The 15,314-nt window shown below is 65.7% G+C and carries 18 protein-coding genes; all 18 read right to left on the bottom strand.

Annotation, left to right across the window (positions count from 1 at the left end):
* Window positions 1–21 precede the first annotated feature (21 nt).
* Window positions 22–945, bottom strand: a complete 924-nt coding sequence (locus CXY78_RS18940; RefSeq protein WP_104090702.1) for a hypothetical protein — start codon at window positions 943–945, stop codon at window positions 22–24.
* A gap of 115 nt (window positions 946–1,060) precedes the next feature.
* A complete protein-coding gene (locus CXY78_RS18935) occupies window positions 1,061–2,269 on the bottom strand; it encodes a flagellar hook protein FlgE (RefSeq protein ID WP_104090701.1) in 1,209 nt (402 codons plus the stop codon).
* A 64-nt stretch (window positions 2,270–2,333) separates the two neighbouring features.
* On the bottom strand, window positions 2,334–2,819 hold the full coding sequence (locus CXY78_RS18930) for a flagellar hook capping FlgD N-terminal domain-containing protein (RefSeq protein ID WP_369827361.1): 486 nt from the start codon (window positions 2,817–2,819) through the stop codon (window positions 2,334–2,336).
* 10 nt (window positions 2,820–2,829) lie between these two features.
* The gene (locus tag CXY78_RS18925; protein ID WP_104090700.1) at window positions 2,830–4,272 is read right to left on the bottom strand and encodes a flagellar hook-length control protein FliK; all 1,443 of its coding nucleotides are present in this window, start codon (window positions 4,270–4,272) and stop codon (window positions 2,830–2,832) included.
* Window positions 4,269–4,925: a C40 family peptidase gene (locus CXY78_RS18920; RefSeq protein ID WP_104090699.1), complete on the bottom strand. Its 657-nt coding sequence runs from the start codon at window positions 4,923–4,925 to the stop codon at window positions 4,269–4,271. Before CXY78_RS18920 ends, CXY78_RS18925 begins: the two co-directional genes overlap by 4 nt.
* The gene (locus tag CXY78_RS18915) at window positions 4,922–5,371 is read right to left on the bottom strand and encodes a flagellar export protein FliJ (protein WP_092339718.1); all 450 of its coding nucleotides are present in this window, start codon (window positions 5,369–5,371) and stop codon (window positions 4,922–4,924) included. Before CXY78_RS18915 ends, CXY78_RS18920 begins: the two co-directional genes overlap by 4 nt.
* A complete protein-coding gene (locus CXY78_RS18910) occupies window positions 5,368–6,705 on the bottom strand; it encodes a FliI/YscN family ATPase (RefSeq protein WP_104090697.1) in 1,338 nt (445 codons plus the stop codon). Before CXY78_RS18910 ends, CXY78_RS18915 begins: the two co-directional genes overlap by 4 nt.
* Complete coding sequence (locus CXY78_RS18905) at window positions 6,702–7,319, bottom strand: FliH/SctL family protein (RefSeq protein WP_104090696.1); 618 nt, start codon at window positions 7,317–7,319, stop codon at window positions 6,702–6,704. The genes CXY78_RS18910 and CXY78_RS18905 overlap by 4 nt, the downstream gene beginning before the upstream one ends.
* Window positions 7,309–8,325, bottom strand: a complete 1,017-nt coding sequence (gene fliG, locus CXY78_RS18900) for a flagellar motor switch protein FliG (RefSeq protein WP_092339715.1) — start codon at window positions 8,323–8,325, stop codon at window positions 7,309–7,311. Before fliG ends, CXY78_RS18905 begins: the two co-directional genes overlap by 11 nt.
* On the bottom strand, window positions 8,322–9,938 hold the full coding sequence (fliF, locus tag CXY78_RS18895; protein WP_092339714.1) for a flagellar basal-body MS-ring/collar protein FliF: 1,617 nt from the start codon (window positions 9,936–9,938) through the stop codon (window positions 8,322–8,324). Before fliF ends, fliG begins: the two co-directional genes overlap by 4 nt.
* Window positions 9,938–10,243, bottom strand: a complete 306-nt coding sequence (gene fliE, locus CXY78_RS18890; protein WP_092339713.1) for a flagellar hook-basal body complex protein FliE — start codon at window positions 10,241–10,243, stop codon at window positions 9,938–9,940. Before fliE ends, fliF begins: the two co-directional genes overlap by 1 nt.
* Complete coding sequence (locus CXY78_RS18885; RefSeq protein ID WP_092339712.1) at window positions 10,243–10,632, bottom strand: flagellar basal body rod protein FlgC; 390 nt, start codon at window positions 10,630–10,632, stop codon at window positions 10,243–10,245. The genes fliE and CXY78_RS18885 overlap by 1 nt, the downstream gene beginning before the upstream one ends.
* Window positions 10,629–10,970: a flagellar basal body protein gene (locus tag CXY78_RS18880; RefSeq protein WP_092110173.1), complete on the bottom strand. Its 342-nt coding sequence runs from the start codon at window positions 10,968–10,970 to the stop codon at window positions 10,629–10,631. Before CXY78_RS18880 ends, CXY78_RS18885 begins: the two co-directional genes overlap by 4 nt.
* 179 nt (window positions 10,971–11,149) lie before the next feature.
* Window positions 11,150–11,461: a hypothetical protein gene (locus CXY78_RS18875; RefSeq protein ID WP_104090695.1), complete on the bottom strand. Its 312-nt coding sequence runs from the start codon at window positions 11,459–11,461 to the stop codon at window positions 11,150–11,152.
* Window positions 11,454–11,882, bottom strand: coding sequence for a flagellar export chaperone FliS (gene fliS / locus CXY78_RS18870; protein ID WP_104090693.1), 429 nt, complete (start codon window positions 11,880–11,882; stop codon window positions 11,454–11,456). Before fliS ends, CXY78_RS18875 begins: the two co-directional genes overlap by 8 nt.
* Window positions 11,883–11,887: 5 nt before the next feature.
* Window positions 11,888–13,267 carry a flagellar filament capping protein FliD gene (fliD, locus tag CXY78_RS18865; RefSeq protein ID WP_104090691.1) on the bottom strand — a complete coding sequence of 460 codons (1,380 nt, stop codon included), beginning with the start codon at window positions 13,265–13,267 and terminating at the stop codon, window positions 11,888–11,890.
* A gap of 171 nt (window positions 13,268–13,438) precedes the next feature.
* Window positions 13,439–14,629, bottom strand: coding sequence for a flagellin (locus tag CXY78_RS18860; RefSeq protein WP_369827357.1), 1,191 nt, complete (start codon window positions 14,627–14,629; stop codon window positions 13,439–13,441).
* Window positions 14,630–14,910: 281 nt separating this feature from the next.
* A complete protein-coding gene (locus tag CXY78_RS18855) occupies window positions 14,911–15,252 on the bottom strand; it encodes a hypothetical protein (RefSeq protein ID WP_104090688.1) in 342 nt (113 codons plus the stop codon).
* Window positions 15,253–15,314: the final 62 nt, after the last annotated feature.

Raw genomic sequence — 15,314 nt, 5'->3', positions numbered from 1 at the left:
CTGCCCACCCACGAAAATCGTCTACTGAGCGCGGCGGGGTGTGCCACACCATCCACGACGGCTCAGATTGCGCGCGATTCGAGCCACGAGTTGGGACTCCTGACGCAGATCGTCGGCGTTGACGCGGGTGACGTGCAGCCCTTCCGACTCGACGTCGGCTGTACGGGTGAGGTCGCGGCGCCACTGTCGTTGGTCGGTGCGATGCTGATCTCCCTCGTATTCGAGGAGCTCGCCGAATTGTTTGAAGTACAGGTCGGCACGACACAGGAACCGACCCGATGCGGCAAAGATGTTTTCGTTGACGAGGGGTTGAGGGAGCCCGTTCGTCACCACGATCACACGCAGCTCGGATTCGGGCGACGACTCGCTGCGCTCGTCCAGCAGTGAGAGGGCACGGCCCAGGAGCAGCTTGCCGCGCCGGTGGCGTTCAACGGCCTGGACCAGTTCGTTGATGGTGACCAGCGGTGAACTCCAGCGGATGAGGTAGTCCCCGACCGCTACGAGCTGCCGCAGGGTAAGGCTCTCCGCGAGATCGCACCAGGTGCGCGCCGGGCATGTGACGCTGAATCCGAACCAGTCGAACAGCTCGTCGTCATCAACCGCCATGGCATGGCCGGCGACGCCGTTCACACGCAGGGCACGCCCCGGCAGCGGAACGGTGACGTGCAGGGTGTTCATGGTGGCGAGCTGGGGCGGCAGCGGCGCTCCGAACAGGAGCGCGGCCGTGTGGTGGCTGAAGAACGCGCCCACGGGCATCCGCTGTGCGAAGGCGTTGCACAGGTCTCGCGTGCTGGCGTGAGCTGATGCGGGTGCGCGCACGCCCCAGAACGGGCGGGCGAGGTCGCTGGCCCGCAGGCGACCGGGTGACAAGCCGTGCGCAGCGCCCTGGGACACGGCGAATGGGCCGGCAAGGAGGTGGGGCGGGAGCATTCGGCGCGTGGTCATGCCATGAGGATGCCGCATTCTGCCCCGAGGTCTGATGGTTATGCACAGGGCGGCGTTCACTCGACACAATTGTGGGGTGCGGACGGTTCCGCACCCCACAAACGTGTCTACTGAACTAGCGCTTGAGGTTGGTCAGCTCTTGCAGGACCTCGTCCGAGGTCGTGATGATGCGGGCGTTGGCCTGGAAACCGCGCTGGGCGACGATGAGGTTGGTGAATTCCTGCGACAGGTCGACGTTGGACATTTCGAGGGCACCGCTCGTGAGGGAGCCCATGCCGGCCGCGCCGGGGGTGCCGAGTTCGGCCGCACCCGAGTTGAACGTGGCGCGGTAGGCCGAGGAGCCGGCCTTCTCCAGGCCGCCCGGGTTGACGAAGTTAGCGAGGGCGATGCGACCGATGGCCTGCTGCTGGCCGTTGCTGAACAGGCCGACGAGGGTGCCGTCGGCGCCGAGCGTGTAGCTGTTGAGCGTGCCAGCCTCGTTGCCGTCGTCGGTCTTGCCGGCGACCGTGGCGAGGCCGGAGAAGCCCTTGAGTTGGGCTAGGTCCATATCGATGCCGTCAACTCTCAGGGCGCCGGAGGCGGTGAAGTTACCCGTGGGGCCGTCGGCGTCGGTCTCAGCGGTGAGCTGCACGGGGGTCGGCGTCGTGCCGTCCGCCAGCTTGGATTGCCCAACAGTCCAGCCATCGTCATCCGGTGCACCCGTGCGAGTGAAGGTCAGCGAGATCGTGCGAGAGTTGCCGAGGTCGTCGAAGACGTCGACGGTGCGTGTGAGCGTGCTATCGACCGCAGAATCCGACGGCAGGTTGCCGGTGAATGTTGCGGCGGTAGAGGCCTTAGCCGGCACGATTGCGCCGACGGGCAGGGTGATATTGCTGGTCGCCCCGCCAGCGTTGACGACGCCGTTGAGGGCGCCCCAGCCCTGCACGATCGCGCCGTCGGGCGAGACCAGTCGGCCGGCCGAATCGAAGTTGAATGACCCAGCGCGGGTGTAGAGGGTTTCGCCGCCGAGCGAGGTGACGAAGAAGCCGTCACCGGAGATCATGAGGTCGGTGGTTTTGCCGGTGGACTGTGACGATCCCTGGGCGAAGTTGGTGGAGATTCCAGCGACCTGTACGCCGAGGCCGACCTGGGCGGGGTTGGTGCCACCGGTGGTGGCCGTGGCGCCGCCGGCGGCCTGGGTCAGCTGTGACAGGGTGTCCTGAAACTGGGCCGCGGACGCCTTGAACGCTGTCGTGTTGACGTTGGCGATGTTGTTGCCGGTCACGTCGAGCATGGTCTGGTGTGAACGAAGGCCGGAGATGCCGGAGTAGAGAGAACGAAGCATGGGGTGCTGCCTTTCAGAAAAGAACTATGCGGTGAAGTAGGTGGGGTCGAGGACAAGCCGCGGATCAGGCCGCGGTGGTCGCCCCCGCTGAATCTTCGGAGTCGTCGGTGTCGTCAACGGCGGCGGTGGCGCGCGTCACGCCGGAGATGACATCGAGGGCGATGGGTTCCCCGTTGACCGTGACCATGGGCACCGGGCCAGCGAACGAGACGGACGAGGCGAGCCCGGTGATTTCGTCGCCATCGGCATTGGTATAGGTGACCGTCTCCCCCACCAGCGCGGCCGCCGAGGTGCGCATCTGCAGGGAGAAGCCCTCCTGGCTCGCGGTGGCCATTTCGGTGAGCTTCTCCATCATGGCGAGCTGGGTGGTCTGGGCGATCATCTCGTTGGTATCCATCGGCGAGCTGGGATCCTGGTTTTGCAACTGGGTCACCAGCAGCGACATGAACACCTCCGAGTCCATGGACTGGTTGGGCGTACGCGTCGTGGTCGTGGACGTGTACATTCCGGTCGGAGCGGCGGCATTGCCTGCCAGGGCATCGATTGTCACGGTTGTTCTCCTAAGCCAGTACGTCGATAGTGTGGGTGGACCCGAATCGGGACGCGCGGTTCTCCAGCGGAGTGTCCGGTGCTCGCTCGGCGGGACTCCGAGCGTTGGGATTGCGCCCGTCGGCCTCCGAGCGGGGCTGGCGGGTGGCGCCGGGATCGCCGGCCTGGCTGTCGCTCGACAGGTCGAGCTGGGCGCTCAGCCCGGAACCGGCGAGGTCCCGGCGCAGGTCAGGCAAAATCACGCGCAGCGCATCACGGGCCAGATCGGTGGGAGCGAACAGCTCCACCCGAATGCCCTCCCCCGTCACATGCGCCCGCACGGTGACCGGCCCGAGGTTGTCGGGCGTGACGCTGATGGTGAGCACGTGCTCGCCCGGCGCAGCATTGGTCAGCGAGAACAGCGGCTTCATGATCTGCGCAGTGAGCGGCACGGCGGCAGCCGGCGCGGGCGCTGCAACCGGCGTGGCTGTGCTGGTCGCCAGCGGGGTCGGTGCAACGCTGGGCAGAGCGGATGCCGTCGGCGCGACGGCCTCCGTGCTCGTGGCGTGCAGCCGCACGGAGTCGGGCAGCGCGGAGCGCGCCGACCCGTCGGTGGCCGCGGCGAGGCTTTGTGCCCCACCTGCAAGGCTTTGTGCCCCACTGGTCGGCGCGGCGGGGTTCTGTGCCGTGCCGGGCACGGGCGGCGCGGCGGCCGGACTGAGTGCGCTCGCGGGCGTCGCTGAATCTGCGGTTGTCGAAGGGGCCTGGGCCGGCAGCGCCGCGGCATCCGCTTCGGGGGACGTTGTCGGTGCGGCACTGGAAGCGGCTGCACCGGCGTCGGCGGTGCGCCCCTGGGCGGCCCGCACAGCAGCGACCGGAACGGCGGCGGCGGCCACTGCGACGACCGCCGCCGCAGGCGGGACGGCGGCGGTATCAGCAGCGGGCACCGCAGCGGCGGCGTTCGCTGCGGCGTTCGGCACAGCCGTGACTGCTCCAGCGACGGGGGCGGAAGCTACACTCGAACCGCCCGCCGTCGCCGGCGCGGCAACCGACGCGGTTAGGTCGACATTGGTGCTCGCCACGGCGTCAACCGACGGGCCGGGAGCAGCAGTGCTGCCCGCGGTACTGTCGGCTACGGTACTGTCCGCCGCCGGGGACGCGGCTGCGGCAGCGGCAGCGGCAGCCCAGGTCAGAGCTGGGGAAAACGCCACCGGGGCGGTTGCATCCGCCGGGGAACCGGCCGCAGTGGCCTCGGCCGCGGAATCCTGCGCGGGGTCCGTCTTCTGCTCCGTTGACGACATCGCCGTCTTAGGGCCCGATGTCGACGAGGCGGCGCTGCGATCGGTGAGGGTGTCTTGCAGAATAGAGCCGAACGCTTCAGCGCCCGACGAAGCCGAGCCCTGACTGGTCTCGCGCTGGACCGGCGCGGTGGCCGGAGCGGCAGCCGGCCGAAATTGGCCGAGGGTGAGGGTCATAGTGTGCTTCCCGTGGCGGTTGAATTCTGCTGGGCGAAAGCGGCGAAGGCGGCGCTGAGCATGTCGGTGGAGCCGGTGCCGGCGGCCTGGGTGGTGACGGGGATGATGCGGCGGATAGTGGTGATATCGGCATCCGTCATGTAGGCCTCGCGCAGGCACACGGTGCGGCCCGGATACGGGGCGTGGATGACCTTGTTATCGCCGGCGTAGATGAGAATGTGGTCGCCACCGCCGGTGACGATGAGGTCGCCCGGCTGGGCTTCGGCGAGGGAGGCGACTTCGGTGCCCATCTTCATCTGACCAGAAACGAGGCGTGGCAGTTCTATTCCGATATCGGCATATACGGTTTGAACGAGTCCGGAGCAGTCCATTCCGCTGGAATCTTCTCCGCCGAACACGTAGGGCACGCCAAGATATTTCTCAGCGGACGCCACGACGTCGGTGCCGGTCGCGCCGTTGGCCGATCCGGTCGCACTGGTTGCACTCGTTCCGAGCGCCGCAGCGAGGGTTGCCGCGAAACTATCAGCCGAAGCGGATGCCGCTGCGGTCGTCGCTGCGGCCGTGGTCGTGACCCGTTCGGTCGACACGCTGGAGAGCTGCTGCAGGGTCGCCTGAATCTGGCTGATTCTGCCCATGGCCGCGATCATCGTCATGGTGTCTCCCCCTTGTTCAGGCTTGCCGAGCGGCTGCGGTGCCAGCGAGCTCCGGCAATCTCGTCGAGCACGGTCTGCTCGGCGTGCAGGTCTTCGGCCAGCACTGCGGCCGCGTGCCGGTCATGCAGTTTCTCGAGCGCGACCGACTCGGCCCGGGCGGCGTTGTAGTTGGACTGGGCGGAATCGAGGGTCTCCTGGTGGTTACGCCCCATGGCGTCGAGCTCAGCGAGCATGCTGCGCGACGACGACCGGGCCGCGGCCATGGCGTTGAGCGCGGCGATGGTCTGCGGAGTGTTCCCAAGAGCGCCTAGGGCCGAGCGGGCACGACCTCGGCGGGCCTGGAGCGCGGCCACGCGGGCATTCGCCTCGGCGAGGTCGAGGGCGGCCTGGTTCTGCTGCAACTTGCGCAGACGCAGCAGCCCGGCCAACGGAAAGAGGCGGCTCATGCGACAGCCCCGAACGCGCGGGTCAGCCGCGTGAGCTGGGACCAGGCCTGGTCGCTGGGAGTCTGGTCGTCCATCCGCTGCTGGAGAAAAGCGTTGATGGCCGGGCCGTTCTCAACGGCCGCATCGACCAGCGGGTTCGTGCCGGGCCGGTAGGCGCCGACGTCGAGCAGATCCTGCGCGCCCAGGCGGGCCGCCATGACCTTGCGCAGCGTCGTCGCGATCTGGTTGCGTTCGGGGCTGTTGACCCGGGAGGCAACGCGCGAAATGGAGGCCAGCACGTCGACCGAGGGAAAATGGCCGATGATAGCGAGCTTGCGGTCGAGAACGACGTGGCCGTCGAGGATAGAGCGCGCCGCGTCGGCGATGGGTTCATTGTGGTCGTCGCCGTCGACGAGCACCGTGTACATTCCGGTGATCGAGCCTGTCTCACCGGTACCGGCACGTTCCAGCAGCCGGGCCAGCACCGAGAACGTCGACGGCGGGTAGCCGCGAGTGGCTGGCGGTTCGCCGACCGAGAGCCCGATTTCGCGCTGGGCCATGGCCACGCGGGTGAGCGAGTCCATCATGAGCATGACGTCGGCGCCCTGGTCGCGAAACGATTCGGCGATGCGGGTGGCGGTGAATGCGGCGCGCAGCCGCATCATCGCGGGTTCGTCGGAGGTCGACACGACGACGATGGAGCGGGCCAAGCCTTCTGGGCCCAAGTCGTCCTCAAGAAACTCGCGAACCTCACGCCCGCGCTCCCCCACCAGTGCGATGACCGAGACCTGGGCATCCGTTCCGCGGGCGATCATCGACAGCAGGGACGACTTTCCAACGCCGGAGCCGGCAAACAGGCCCATACGCTGACCGCGGCCAACCGTCGTGAGAGTGTCGAGAACGCGCACGCCCAGGTGCAGCGGGGTCGTGATGCGCGCCCGGTGCATGGCCGAGGGGCTGTCATGTTCCAGGGAGACGAAGCCGTCTGAATCGAGCGGGCCCTTGCCGTCAAGGGGGCGGCCCAGGCCGTCGATGACGCGCCCGAACAGGCCACGGCCGGTGGGCACGACCAGCGGCGAGCCAGCCGATCGCACGCGGGCACCGGCCTGCAAACCGGTGATGCGGCCAAGCGGCATGCATCGGATTCCGGTCTGGGTGGTGGCGACGACTTCAGCGTCGATACCCGCCTGGCCCGGTCGGGCGCCGAGCGTGACGATGTCACCAATCGCCGAGCGCAGGCCTCGCACCTCGACGCCCAGACCGACAATGGACGACACGACACCGACCCGCTCCGGGCGACCGGCTTCGATTGCCTGCACGAGCTGCGTGGCGCGTGGGCGCCAGGTGGTGATCATGCTTCGACCTCGGCGAGAGCGGCCTTTGCGCGGGCAAAGGCCGTGCTGATACGCGCGTCGAGAAAGCCGTCGCTGAACTCGGTGATGGCGTCACCGCGCTTGAGTCGGGAATCCCCAACAAAACGGATGCTCTCCAGCGCGCGCGTCTGCGCGCCCAGCACCACGAGGTCATCCGGGTGCATGCGAATGCTGTGCACCTCGCTGCGGTCGAGCTGGTCTGGCTGGTGCAGCGCACGTTCCAGAGCGCGGCGGGCCGACGGTTCGGTATGGCTGAGTTCACAGCCGAGAATGGCTTCGGCCAGTTGCAGGGACGTGTTGACGAGCGTGGCTTCCGCCTGCTGAATGAGCGGAATGCTTCGTTCATTGAGGGCGCGGGCGGCGGCAGCGAGCAAACGCACCGCGCTGTTGACCTGCGCTTCACCGTAGCGTTCGTTCTCGGCGTGCTGGGCGTTGATCTCGTCGGCGCGCCTGGCGACGTCTGCGGCCGCCAGCCGTAGCCCCTCGGTGTACCCGGCGGCGTGACCCTCGGCACGCGACTGCTCGTCGACGCGGTCCTGCTCCTCGTCGCGCAGTCTCGGAAAGGCCATGCGGCCAAACCCGGTGTCAGTTGACATATTCGTCCTCGGCACCGCGTTGCACGGTGATGCTGCCCTGCGCTTCCATGTCGCGAATAGCGCGCACGATTTCGGCACGGGCGTCTTCGACCTGACGCATCCGCACCGGTCCGAGGCTTTTGGTTTCGTCGTCGAGTACGTCGCGGTTGCGCTCGGAGAGGTTGGCGCGGATGACCTCGGTGACGGCATCGGACGTGCCCTTCATGGCCATGGCCAGCACGGTCGTGTCGATGCCGCGCAGTACCTGCTGCACGTCCCGGCTCTCCAGTTTGACGATGTCGGCAAAGGTGAGCATGCGAGAACGAATCTCTTCGGCCAGGGCCGGGTCACGTTCCTCGAGGCCTTCCAGAAGTGCACGCTCGGTGGCGGCATCCGCTCGGTTGATGATGTCGACGAGCGGCTGAATTCCGCCGACCACTTCGATGCTCTCGCGCGCGACAATTTTACCGGTGCGAAGTTTGAGCGTGTCCGTCACGACCCGAATGGCTTCGGGCGTCGCACTCGACATAGTGGCGATGCACTGGGCGACGTCGGTGCGAAGGCCCGGTTCCATGCTGGCCAAAATAGCGGATGCCTGGTCGCGTCGCAGGTGCGCCAACACCAGTGCAATGGTCTGGGGCATCTCGCCGTCGAGCAGGTTGAGCACATCGCCGGGCTCGGAGGGATCCAGAAATTCAAAAGCCTTGCCGGCCATGGAGGTGGCGACGCGGTTCATGACACCGGCCGCGCGTTCGGCACCGAAGGAAGCCTCAAGCAGACCGACGGCGAACTCGTGCCCGCCGCGGGACAGCCGACGACCCTTCAAGGTGATTTCGTGAAATTCGTTGAGCGTGGACTCGGCGACGGCCGGGTCCACGTTGCGCAGCTGCACGATTTCGCCGGCGATGACTTCAGCTTCGATGTCGCTGAACTGCTTCATCACCTCCGTTGCGCGCTGACGATCCATGTTCATGAGTACGACGGCAACTTTCTGGGTGCCGGTCAGTGCTGTGCCTGGCTCGTTCATGCGCGCTGCCGGTCATCCATCAGGCCACGCAGGAACTCGGCCGTGCTGCGCGGGTCGGACTGCGCCAGGGAATCGATCTCGGCGCGGCGCAGGTCGGTGTCGGTCGGTACGAATTTGACGGTCGGGATGATTTTGGTGGGGGTGTCGGTCGGATTGTCGAGGAATAGGGAGCCGGCGGATGACGTCACCGAGAGCGGGACGGTGGCCTCTCCGAGGGCGTTCTGCATTGCGGTGAGATCACCGATCTCCACCGATTCACGGCTCTGGCGACGTGACCGGCGTGCGTAGAGAATGAGGCTGACCACGAGGGTGATGACGATGCCGGCGGTGATCACCGACACCCGCAGAATCTCGGCGAACCGTGCGGCGGCCGCGGCATCCGCTGCTGCTTTGAGCGCTGCAGCTGCTGCGGCGGCGCCCGTGGTGTCGAAGGCCATGACTTCGACGGTCACGGCGTCGCCGCGCACGGCGTCGATGCCGGCGGCCGAGGTCACAAGGGAGGTGATGTCGGCAACGTTGAGGTTAGCGGCGGCATCGGCATCGACGGCCACGGAGACCGTCTGCCGGGTGATCGCTCCGGCTGGAATGGTGCGGTTCTCGGTGACCTTGTTCACGGCGTTGTTGCGGGTCGTCGACTCGCTTGAGAAGGTGCCATCGGTGGCGCCATCGGCCACGGCGGCCGTGTCGGATCCGAGCACGCCAGCGGCGCTGCCGCCGGTTCCCGAGTAGGTCTCGGTGTCGACGGATTCATTGAGAGCCAGTGCTTCGGTCGGGCTCGTGAAGGACTCTTCGACCCGTTCGGCCGATTCGTAACTCATGTCGGCGGCGACGACGACGGTGGCGTTGCCAGCACCGACGACCTTGTCGAGCATGGCCTGCACGGCGCTGCGCACGCGGGTCTCATAGTCCGAGGCCTGCTGATCGGCTCCCCCGGTGGCGCCGACGCCGACGGCGGAGAGCACGGTTCCGGTGGAGTCGACGACGGCAACGTCGGCGGCGGTCATGCCGTCGATCGAGGCGCTGGTCAGGTGCACGATCGCCTGCACCTGGTCGTTGGAGAGGGTGACGCCGTTCTGGGTTTCAACGAAAACGGATGCCGTCGGGTCGTTCTTCTGCGACACGAACACGCTGTCTTCGGGGATGGCAAGCTGCACGGAGGCCATCTTGACACCGTCGAGGGCACCGATGGTCTTGGCCAGTTCACCCTCGAGCGCTCGCTTGTAGGTGACCGACTGCTGGAACTCGCTCGAGGTCACGCCCATGGTGTCGAGCAGGGAGTAGCCGCCGGTGCTCGAGGTGGGCAGGCCGGCCGAGGCCGACTTGATACGTTCGTCGTAGACGCTCGCTTCGGGCACCAGAATCGTGGCGCCGCCGTCGGCAAGCTCATATTCGACGCCGTCGGTGCGCAACTGCTCGACGATGCTGTTGGCGTCTTCGCCGCTGAGGCCGGAGAAGAGGGGCGTGAAAGCCGGCTTGGTGACCCACATGCTGAGTGCGGCGATGCCGAGCACGAGCACGGCGACGCCGATGATGGCGACAGTGCGCTGGGCAATGGTGAACTCGCGAATCGCGTTTCCGAAGCGCTTGAAGACGCTGGTGACTTGCCGGGGCATCAGGCTTGCATCCTCATGATCTCGTTGAACGCGTCGACGCCTTTGTTACGCACGGCGGCTACGAGTTCCATGGTCACCTGGGCGCGGGTGGCCGCGATGGTGGCGGTGTGAATGTCACCCAGGTCACCAGTGACAGCCTGGATGGCGAGGGTGTTGGAGGTGCCTTGCAGCTGCTGCAGGTTGTCGACGGCACCGGAGAGGGCGGTGCCGAAGCCCGAGCCGTCGGTGCGCTGGGTGGCGGTCGTGGCTGAGCTGCCCATGACACCCGAGAGGGCGGTGGTTGCGTTGATGGCGCCAAGTGGCATCAGCCACGTCCGATCTGTAGTGCGGCTTCATAGGCGGTCTTGGCCCGGTCGACGACGGCGGCGTTGGCCTGGTAGCCGCGCTGGGCCATGATGAGGTGGCCCATCTGCTCGGCCATGTCGATATCGGGGTAACGCACGTAACCATCGGCATCGGCGAGCGGATGCTCCGGCTCGTACACCAGGGTTCCCTCGGCACCGCCGAAGGCGGCCGTGGTACTGGCGCCCACGTTGCCGGGGCCTTCCTGCGCGAGGATATAGCGTTCCTGAAAGGCAGCATCCGTTGTGGCGGTCACGGTGTTGGCGTTGGCGAGGTTGTCGGCGATGGCGTCGAGCCACTTGCGGTGCAGCGTCATGCCGCTGCCGGCGATGCCGATGGCGTCGACCATCAGGCGGTCTTCATCGCGGCGCGAATCGACGAGACCGGGCCTTCGACGGCCTTGGCGGCGAACTGGTAACGCAGCAGCGCGTCGATGTTGGCGAGGGTCTCGGTGTCGAGGTTCACGTTGTTGCCGTTGAGCAGCGTCGGGTCGAGCGAACGCTCCGTCGTCGCGGCCGAAACGCCGTTGCCGTCAGCGACCGATTTGGCCAGTGCGTTCTCGAACGAGACGACCTTGGCGTGGTAATCGGGGGTGTTGATATTGGCGATGTTGTTCGCGATGGTGCGCTGGCGTAGCGCGAGGCCGTCCAGGGCGCTGGTGAGAGCCAGGGAGGTCACGGAATCAAGCATGATTACCCGCTTCGTCGACAAAAAGACAAGACGGCCAATCCGTGGCCCGGTGGTGAGCAATCCGTGCTCACTCCTTGCTATCGGTCGCCCCGACAGATGGGTAAGGAGTTCGTAAGAACATTCCCCAAGTTTGTTGCGCTACGGCGTGTCGCCGGTGTTTCACTACCCTCAGACGGGGGTCACCCGTTCACATCCAGATAAACGGATGCCCGCGCGTCGCGCTCCGGAGGCACCGACCGTATCGCTGCGAGGTGCTTCAGGGTGAGGGTGCGCGCCTGTTCGAGTTCCCCGATGAGCTTCTGCTGGTTGTGCAGCAGGTCCTGCGCGCGCTCGGCGAGTTCCGGCGGAATGTTTCCGAGCACCGTCGGCACCGTCCACTCCCCTACGGCCGCGACACCATCGCTGGTCGAGCCTCCCATCGACCGCGCCGCAGCATCCAGCCGATTCTCGAGGTCGTCGAGCGCGGCCTCCCAGACGGCCAGACTAGCCAATGCCCAGTTCACCACTCAAGCGCGCGATCGGTGCTGGCGCCGCCGGCAGCAGCTCGGCAGCTTCGTGCCAGGTGAGCCGCAGCGGTTCGAGCAGCGAGATGCACTCGCGGGTGCGGGCCGAGTCGCGGTGCGTATTCGCACTGACCATGGCGGTCGAGACATAGGTATAGAGCGAGAACAGCCCCTCGCCGCCGTCCCAGGCGTCGACGTTGAGCGAGGTGCTCAGCTCCGACACGATCGCTTGGGCGTGAAGCAGGTTGTCTGACGCGATCTGCCAGTCCTGGCGTTGCTGGGCCGCTTCGGCGCGGTTCAGGTCGAGCAGCAGGCGGTCGTAGAGCATGGTGAGCAGACGAACCGGGGTGGCCGACAGAACCGCGTCGCGGTTGTAACGCGAACGCTGGGCGTTGGTTCCCATTGTCATAGTCATCATTTTCCGTTCGCGCTGTTGAGACCGTCAACCTGGGCGGTGAGCCAGGCGGATTGGGCGTTCATGTTGCTGAGCTGAACCTCGAGCGAGGCGTAGGTGCGTTCCAGGGTCGATCGGCGCGATGTCAGGCGCAGATCCCAGTTGTCGATCTGCGTGCCGAGGCTCTTGACCAGACTCTCCTGGCCGGTGATCTTGCCGGTGATCATGCCGTCGTACTTGTCGGAAGCGCTCGTGGCCGCGGCGGCGACACGGCTGGAGATCTCACTGAGTACCGACTTCACGAAGTCGGGGTCGTCCTTCATCGCTGCGGCGAATTTCGTGGCGTCGAATTCCAGGGTGCCGGTCTTGGTGATGCTGATGCCGATCTCGCTCGGCGAGCGACCCCCGACCGGGTACGACGCCGCGGTCAAAATGAGCTGTTTCACATCGCGCACCGTGCTGTCACCGCTGAAGACTCCGGCCGAAACGATGGCGTTTCCCGAGCTGTCGGTGCTGTTCACAACGGCAGACTTGGTGGAGATCAGCGCGAACACGCCGTTGAGCGAATCGACGAGACCCTTGGCGATGGTGCTGACGGCCGCGTCGTCCCGGCTGACGCTCACCGTGACCGGGTCGGCCGACACTGCGGAGACCGTGACAGCGACGCCGGGGAGAAGATCGGCGAAGGTGTTCGTCGAGGAAGTGATTGCCTGCTCGGCGGCCGTTCCCTTCCAAAGGATGATCGAGGCGTCCTGGGAGGCGCGGATGACGGCGGCGCCGGGGGCGGTGAGCAGGTTGGTCGAGGTGCCGTCGTCCACCATGGCGGAGGTTCCCGCGTGCAGGGCGAAAGCGCTGGCCAGTCCGGTTTCGCCGGCGACGAGCTGCAGGCGATACTGCGTCACTCCCGCGCCGTCGGTGCCGGAGGCGATTTTCGTGGCGGTGATGCCGGCATCCGCTGTGTTGATGGCGCTGACCACGTCGTCAAGAGAGGTGCTGGCGGACGTGATTGAGGTCTTGGTGCCGTCGCTCGCGACGAGGGTGTAATCGACGGTCGACGCCACGGTCATGGCGGCGGTGACGCCGGACTGGGCCTGGGCGAGCTGGGTCACGACGAGGTCGAGCGAGCCCGAGGTCGCGCTGGTCGACGCCGAAGTCGTGACCGTCGACGAGCTGCTCTTCGCCGCGTAGAGGTTGAGGGAGTCGACGGTGACGCTCTTGTTGGCGAGGGTGGCAAGCGAGGCAATGGAACTGTTCAGGCCCTGCAACGCCGTCACCAAAGTATTCGAGGCGGTGACCTTGGCCTTGAGCAGCGTTTGCGGCCCGGCCTCGAGCGTCATGAGGGAGTTGATCAGCGAGGTGGTGTCCAGGCCGCTGATCAGGCCATCGACTGCGAGAGACATTGCGAGTCCTTCTGGTTCGTGCGCCCGGTGAGCTGGGGACTGCTGATCAGAGCGGATGCTGGTGCTGCTGTGCAGAAAGCCTGGCAGCAGCCGAGGCGCAAAATTGAGTTCGCGCCTCGGCTGCAGCCAAGCTCAGATCAGGTCTGACCTGTTCGTGCTGTCGTGCCGGTGTTACTGGAGCAGCTGCAGAACGCCCGAGTTGGACTGGTTCGCCTGCGCGAGCATGGCGGTACCGGCCTGCGACAGGATGTTCGCGCGGGTGTACTTGACCATCTCTTCAGCCATGTCGGTGTCGCGAATACGCGAACCGGCAGCGGTGAGGTTCTCCTTGGAGACGGCGATATTCTTAATGACACTTTCGAACCGGTTCTGGTTCGCTCCGAGCTCGGCGCGAGCAATGGAAATGGCCGAGATCTGACCATCAATCGTGGTGATCGCGTCGTTGGCTCCGTCAGCAGACATGAAGTCGAGACCCATAACAGCAGCCTCACCGGCTGCACCGTTCTGAGTCACACCCAGATTGGAGGTGCCACTGTTGTCAACGACACCGCCATCCTTAGCGCTGACCGTGATGCCAGTTCCGGTACCTTCGGCGTTACGATCCACGGTAACTGTAAAGTTCGCAGAGAACTTGGCATCAGCCTTGAGCGCGTCCGCGTAAGCTTCAACGCTCTCGAAATCACCCGTCCCGGTTCCAAGGGCTGCCGTTTCAATTGTCCTCACAGTGCCGTCGGTACCTGTGCTGGTGAAGAACGCCGTGTCTCCCCGCTGAACAGCTGCATCTGCCGTTGCGATATCGACGCTGAAGGCAGATCCAGTCCCGGACTGCCCGCCAAGCGCCGACACCACGGAAAGAACGTTTGCACTCGACAGATCAACTTGAATCTGGCTCGACGGCTCTCCATCAGCCCCGACCTGGAAGTTCAGGACCCCGTTATTTTCCGGTGCGCCGTTCAGGAGTGAAGTCCCATTGAAGTTCGTCGAGTTGCCGATTCGAGTCAATTCTTCAGTCAGCTTGGAAACTTCTGTACCGATGGCGGTGCGCGACTGCTCGTTGTTCGAGTCGTTACCGGCCTGCACAGCGAGGTCACGCATGCGCTGCAGAATCGAGGTGACCTCATTGAGCGAACCTTCAGCGGTCTGGATAACGCTGACGGCGTCCTGCGCGTTGCGGGCGGCGACGGTGAGGCCACCGACCTGCGACTTCAGGCCCTCCGAGATGGCGAGGCCGGCAGCGTCATCTGCTGCGCGGTTGATGCGAAGACCACTGGAGAGCTTCTCCAGCGACTTCGACAGGTCGTTCTGTGTTGTTGCCAGGTTGCGGTAGGCGTTGTTCGCCGCGACGTTTGTGTTTACCTGCATGCCCATGATGAATCCTCCGTGAGTGGGTCAAAGTACGCCGGCCCCTCCATGGGCCAGCACCATGAGCTATCGACCGATTGCGATAGCGGGTTAGAAATCTGGGTGAACTGGTTTCCAGAAATGCAGCGCATCGAACCGACTCGTGCCTTGTACTCCTGAACGCAGAAATGACCGCTGCAGAATGGAGCGCCTGCCGCACATCGGCGGGGTGAGCAATTCTGCAACGGTCACCACGGTCAGCGCGACACCGGCAACATCCGCTGCCGGCAAAGCGCAGCCGGCTACGCGGCGGGGCGCAGCAGCTGCAGAACGTCGGAGTTCGACTGGTTGGCCTGGGCGGAGACCGCGGTGACCGGTTGGGCGAGAATGCTCACTCGGGTGAGGTCCACCATCTGTTCGGCCATGGCATTGTTGCTCAGGCGGGAAGCGGCGGCGAGGGTGTTTTCGGCCGACACCGCACGGGTCTTGCCTTCGAAATCGACGCTGTCAGCGGCAACGACAGACTCGGTCGAGGCGAGTCCGCTCGAGATGGCCACGGTCGGCTGCGCGAGACTGGTCTGTGAGGCCGCGAGCTTGCGGTACGCGTCTGATGCCGAGGTGTTGGTGTTGACTTGAATACCCATGATCGATTCTTCCGTGAGGTGTTATGAAGCCGGCCCATCCATGGGCTAGCGGTGAGATTACT

This window comes from Cryobacterium sp. N19 (genome assembly GCF_002929595.1).
Taxonomy (GTDB): domain Bacteria; phylum Actinomycetota; class Actinomycetes; order Actinomycetales; family Microbacteriaceae; genus Cryobacterium; species Cryobacterium flavum.
This window is presented reverse-complemented; position numbering and strand designations above follow the sequence as displayed.

Bases quoted from the DNA above. Each gene is read 5' to 3' on its own strand.
- fliG (WP_092339715.1), bottom strand. From the start codon at position 8,325: ATGAACGAGCCAGGCACAGCACTGACCGGCACCCAGAAAGTTGCCGTC.
- CXY78_RS18910 (WP_104090697.1), bottom strand. From the start codon at position 6,705: ATGATCACCACCTGGCGCCCACGCGCCACGCAGCTCGTGCAGGCAATC.
- CXY78_RS18920 (WP_104090699.1), bottom strand. From the start codon at position 4,925: ATGACGATGATCGCGGCCATGGGCAGAATCAGCCAGATTCAGGCGACC.
- CXY78_RS18935 (WP_104090701.1), bottom strand. From the start codon at position 2,269: ATGCTTCGTTCTCTCTACTCCGGCATCTCCGGCCTTCGTTCACACCAG.
- fliF (WP_092339714.1), bottom strand. From the start codon at position 9,938: ATGCCCCGGCAAGTCACCAGCGTCTTCAAGCGCTTCGGAAACGCGATT.
- CXY78_RS18855 (WP_104090688.1), bottom strand. From the start codon at position 15,252: ATGGGTATTCAAGTCAACACCAACACCTCGGCATCAGACGCGTACCGC.
- fliS (WP_104090693.1), bottom strand. From the start codon at position 11,882: ATGACAATGGGAACCAACGCCCAGCGTTCGCGTTACAACCGCGACGCG.
- fliD (WP_104090691.1), bottom strand. From the start codon at position 13,267: ATGTCTCTCGCAGTCGATGGCCTGATCAGCGGCCTGGACACCACCTCG.
- fliE (WP_092339713.1), bottom strand. From the start codon at position 10,243: ATGCCACTTGGCGCCATCAACGCAACCACCGCCCTCTCGGGTGTCATG.
- CXY78_RS18925 (WP_104090700.1), bottom strand. From the start codon at position 4,272: ATGACCCTCACCCTCGGCCAATTTCGGCCGGCTGCCGCTCCGGCCACC.
- CXY78_RS18915 (WP_092339718.1), bottom strand. From the start codon at position 5,371: ATGAGCCGCCTCTTTCCGTTGGCCGGGCTGCTGCGTCTGCGCAAGTTG.
- CXY78_RS18940 (WP_104090702.1), bottom strand. From the start codon at position 945: ATGACCACGCGCCGAATGCTCCCGCCCCACCTCCTTGCCGGCCCATTC.
- CXY78_RS18905 (WP_104090696.1), bottom strand. From the start codon at position 7,319: ATGTCAACTGACACCGGGTTTGGCCGCATGGCCTTTCCGAGACTGCGC.
- CXY78_RS18880 (WP_092110173.1), bottom strand. From the start codon at position 10,970: ATGCTTGATTCCGTGACCTCCCTGGCTCTCACCAGCGCCCTGGACGGC.
- CXY78_RS18860 (WP_369827357.1), bottom strand. From the start codon at position 14,629: ATGCAGGTAAACACAAACGTCGCGGCGAACAACGCCTACCGCAACCTG.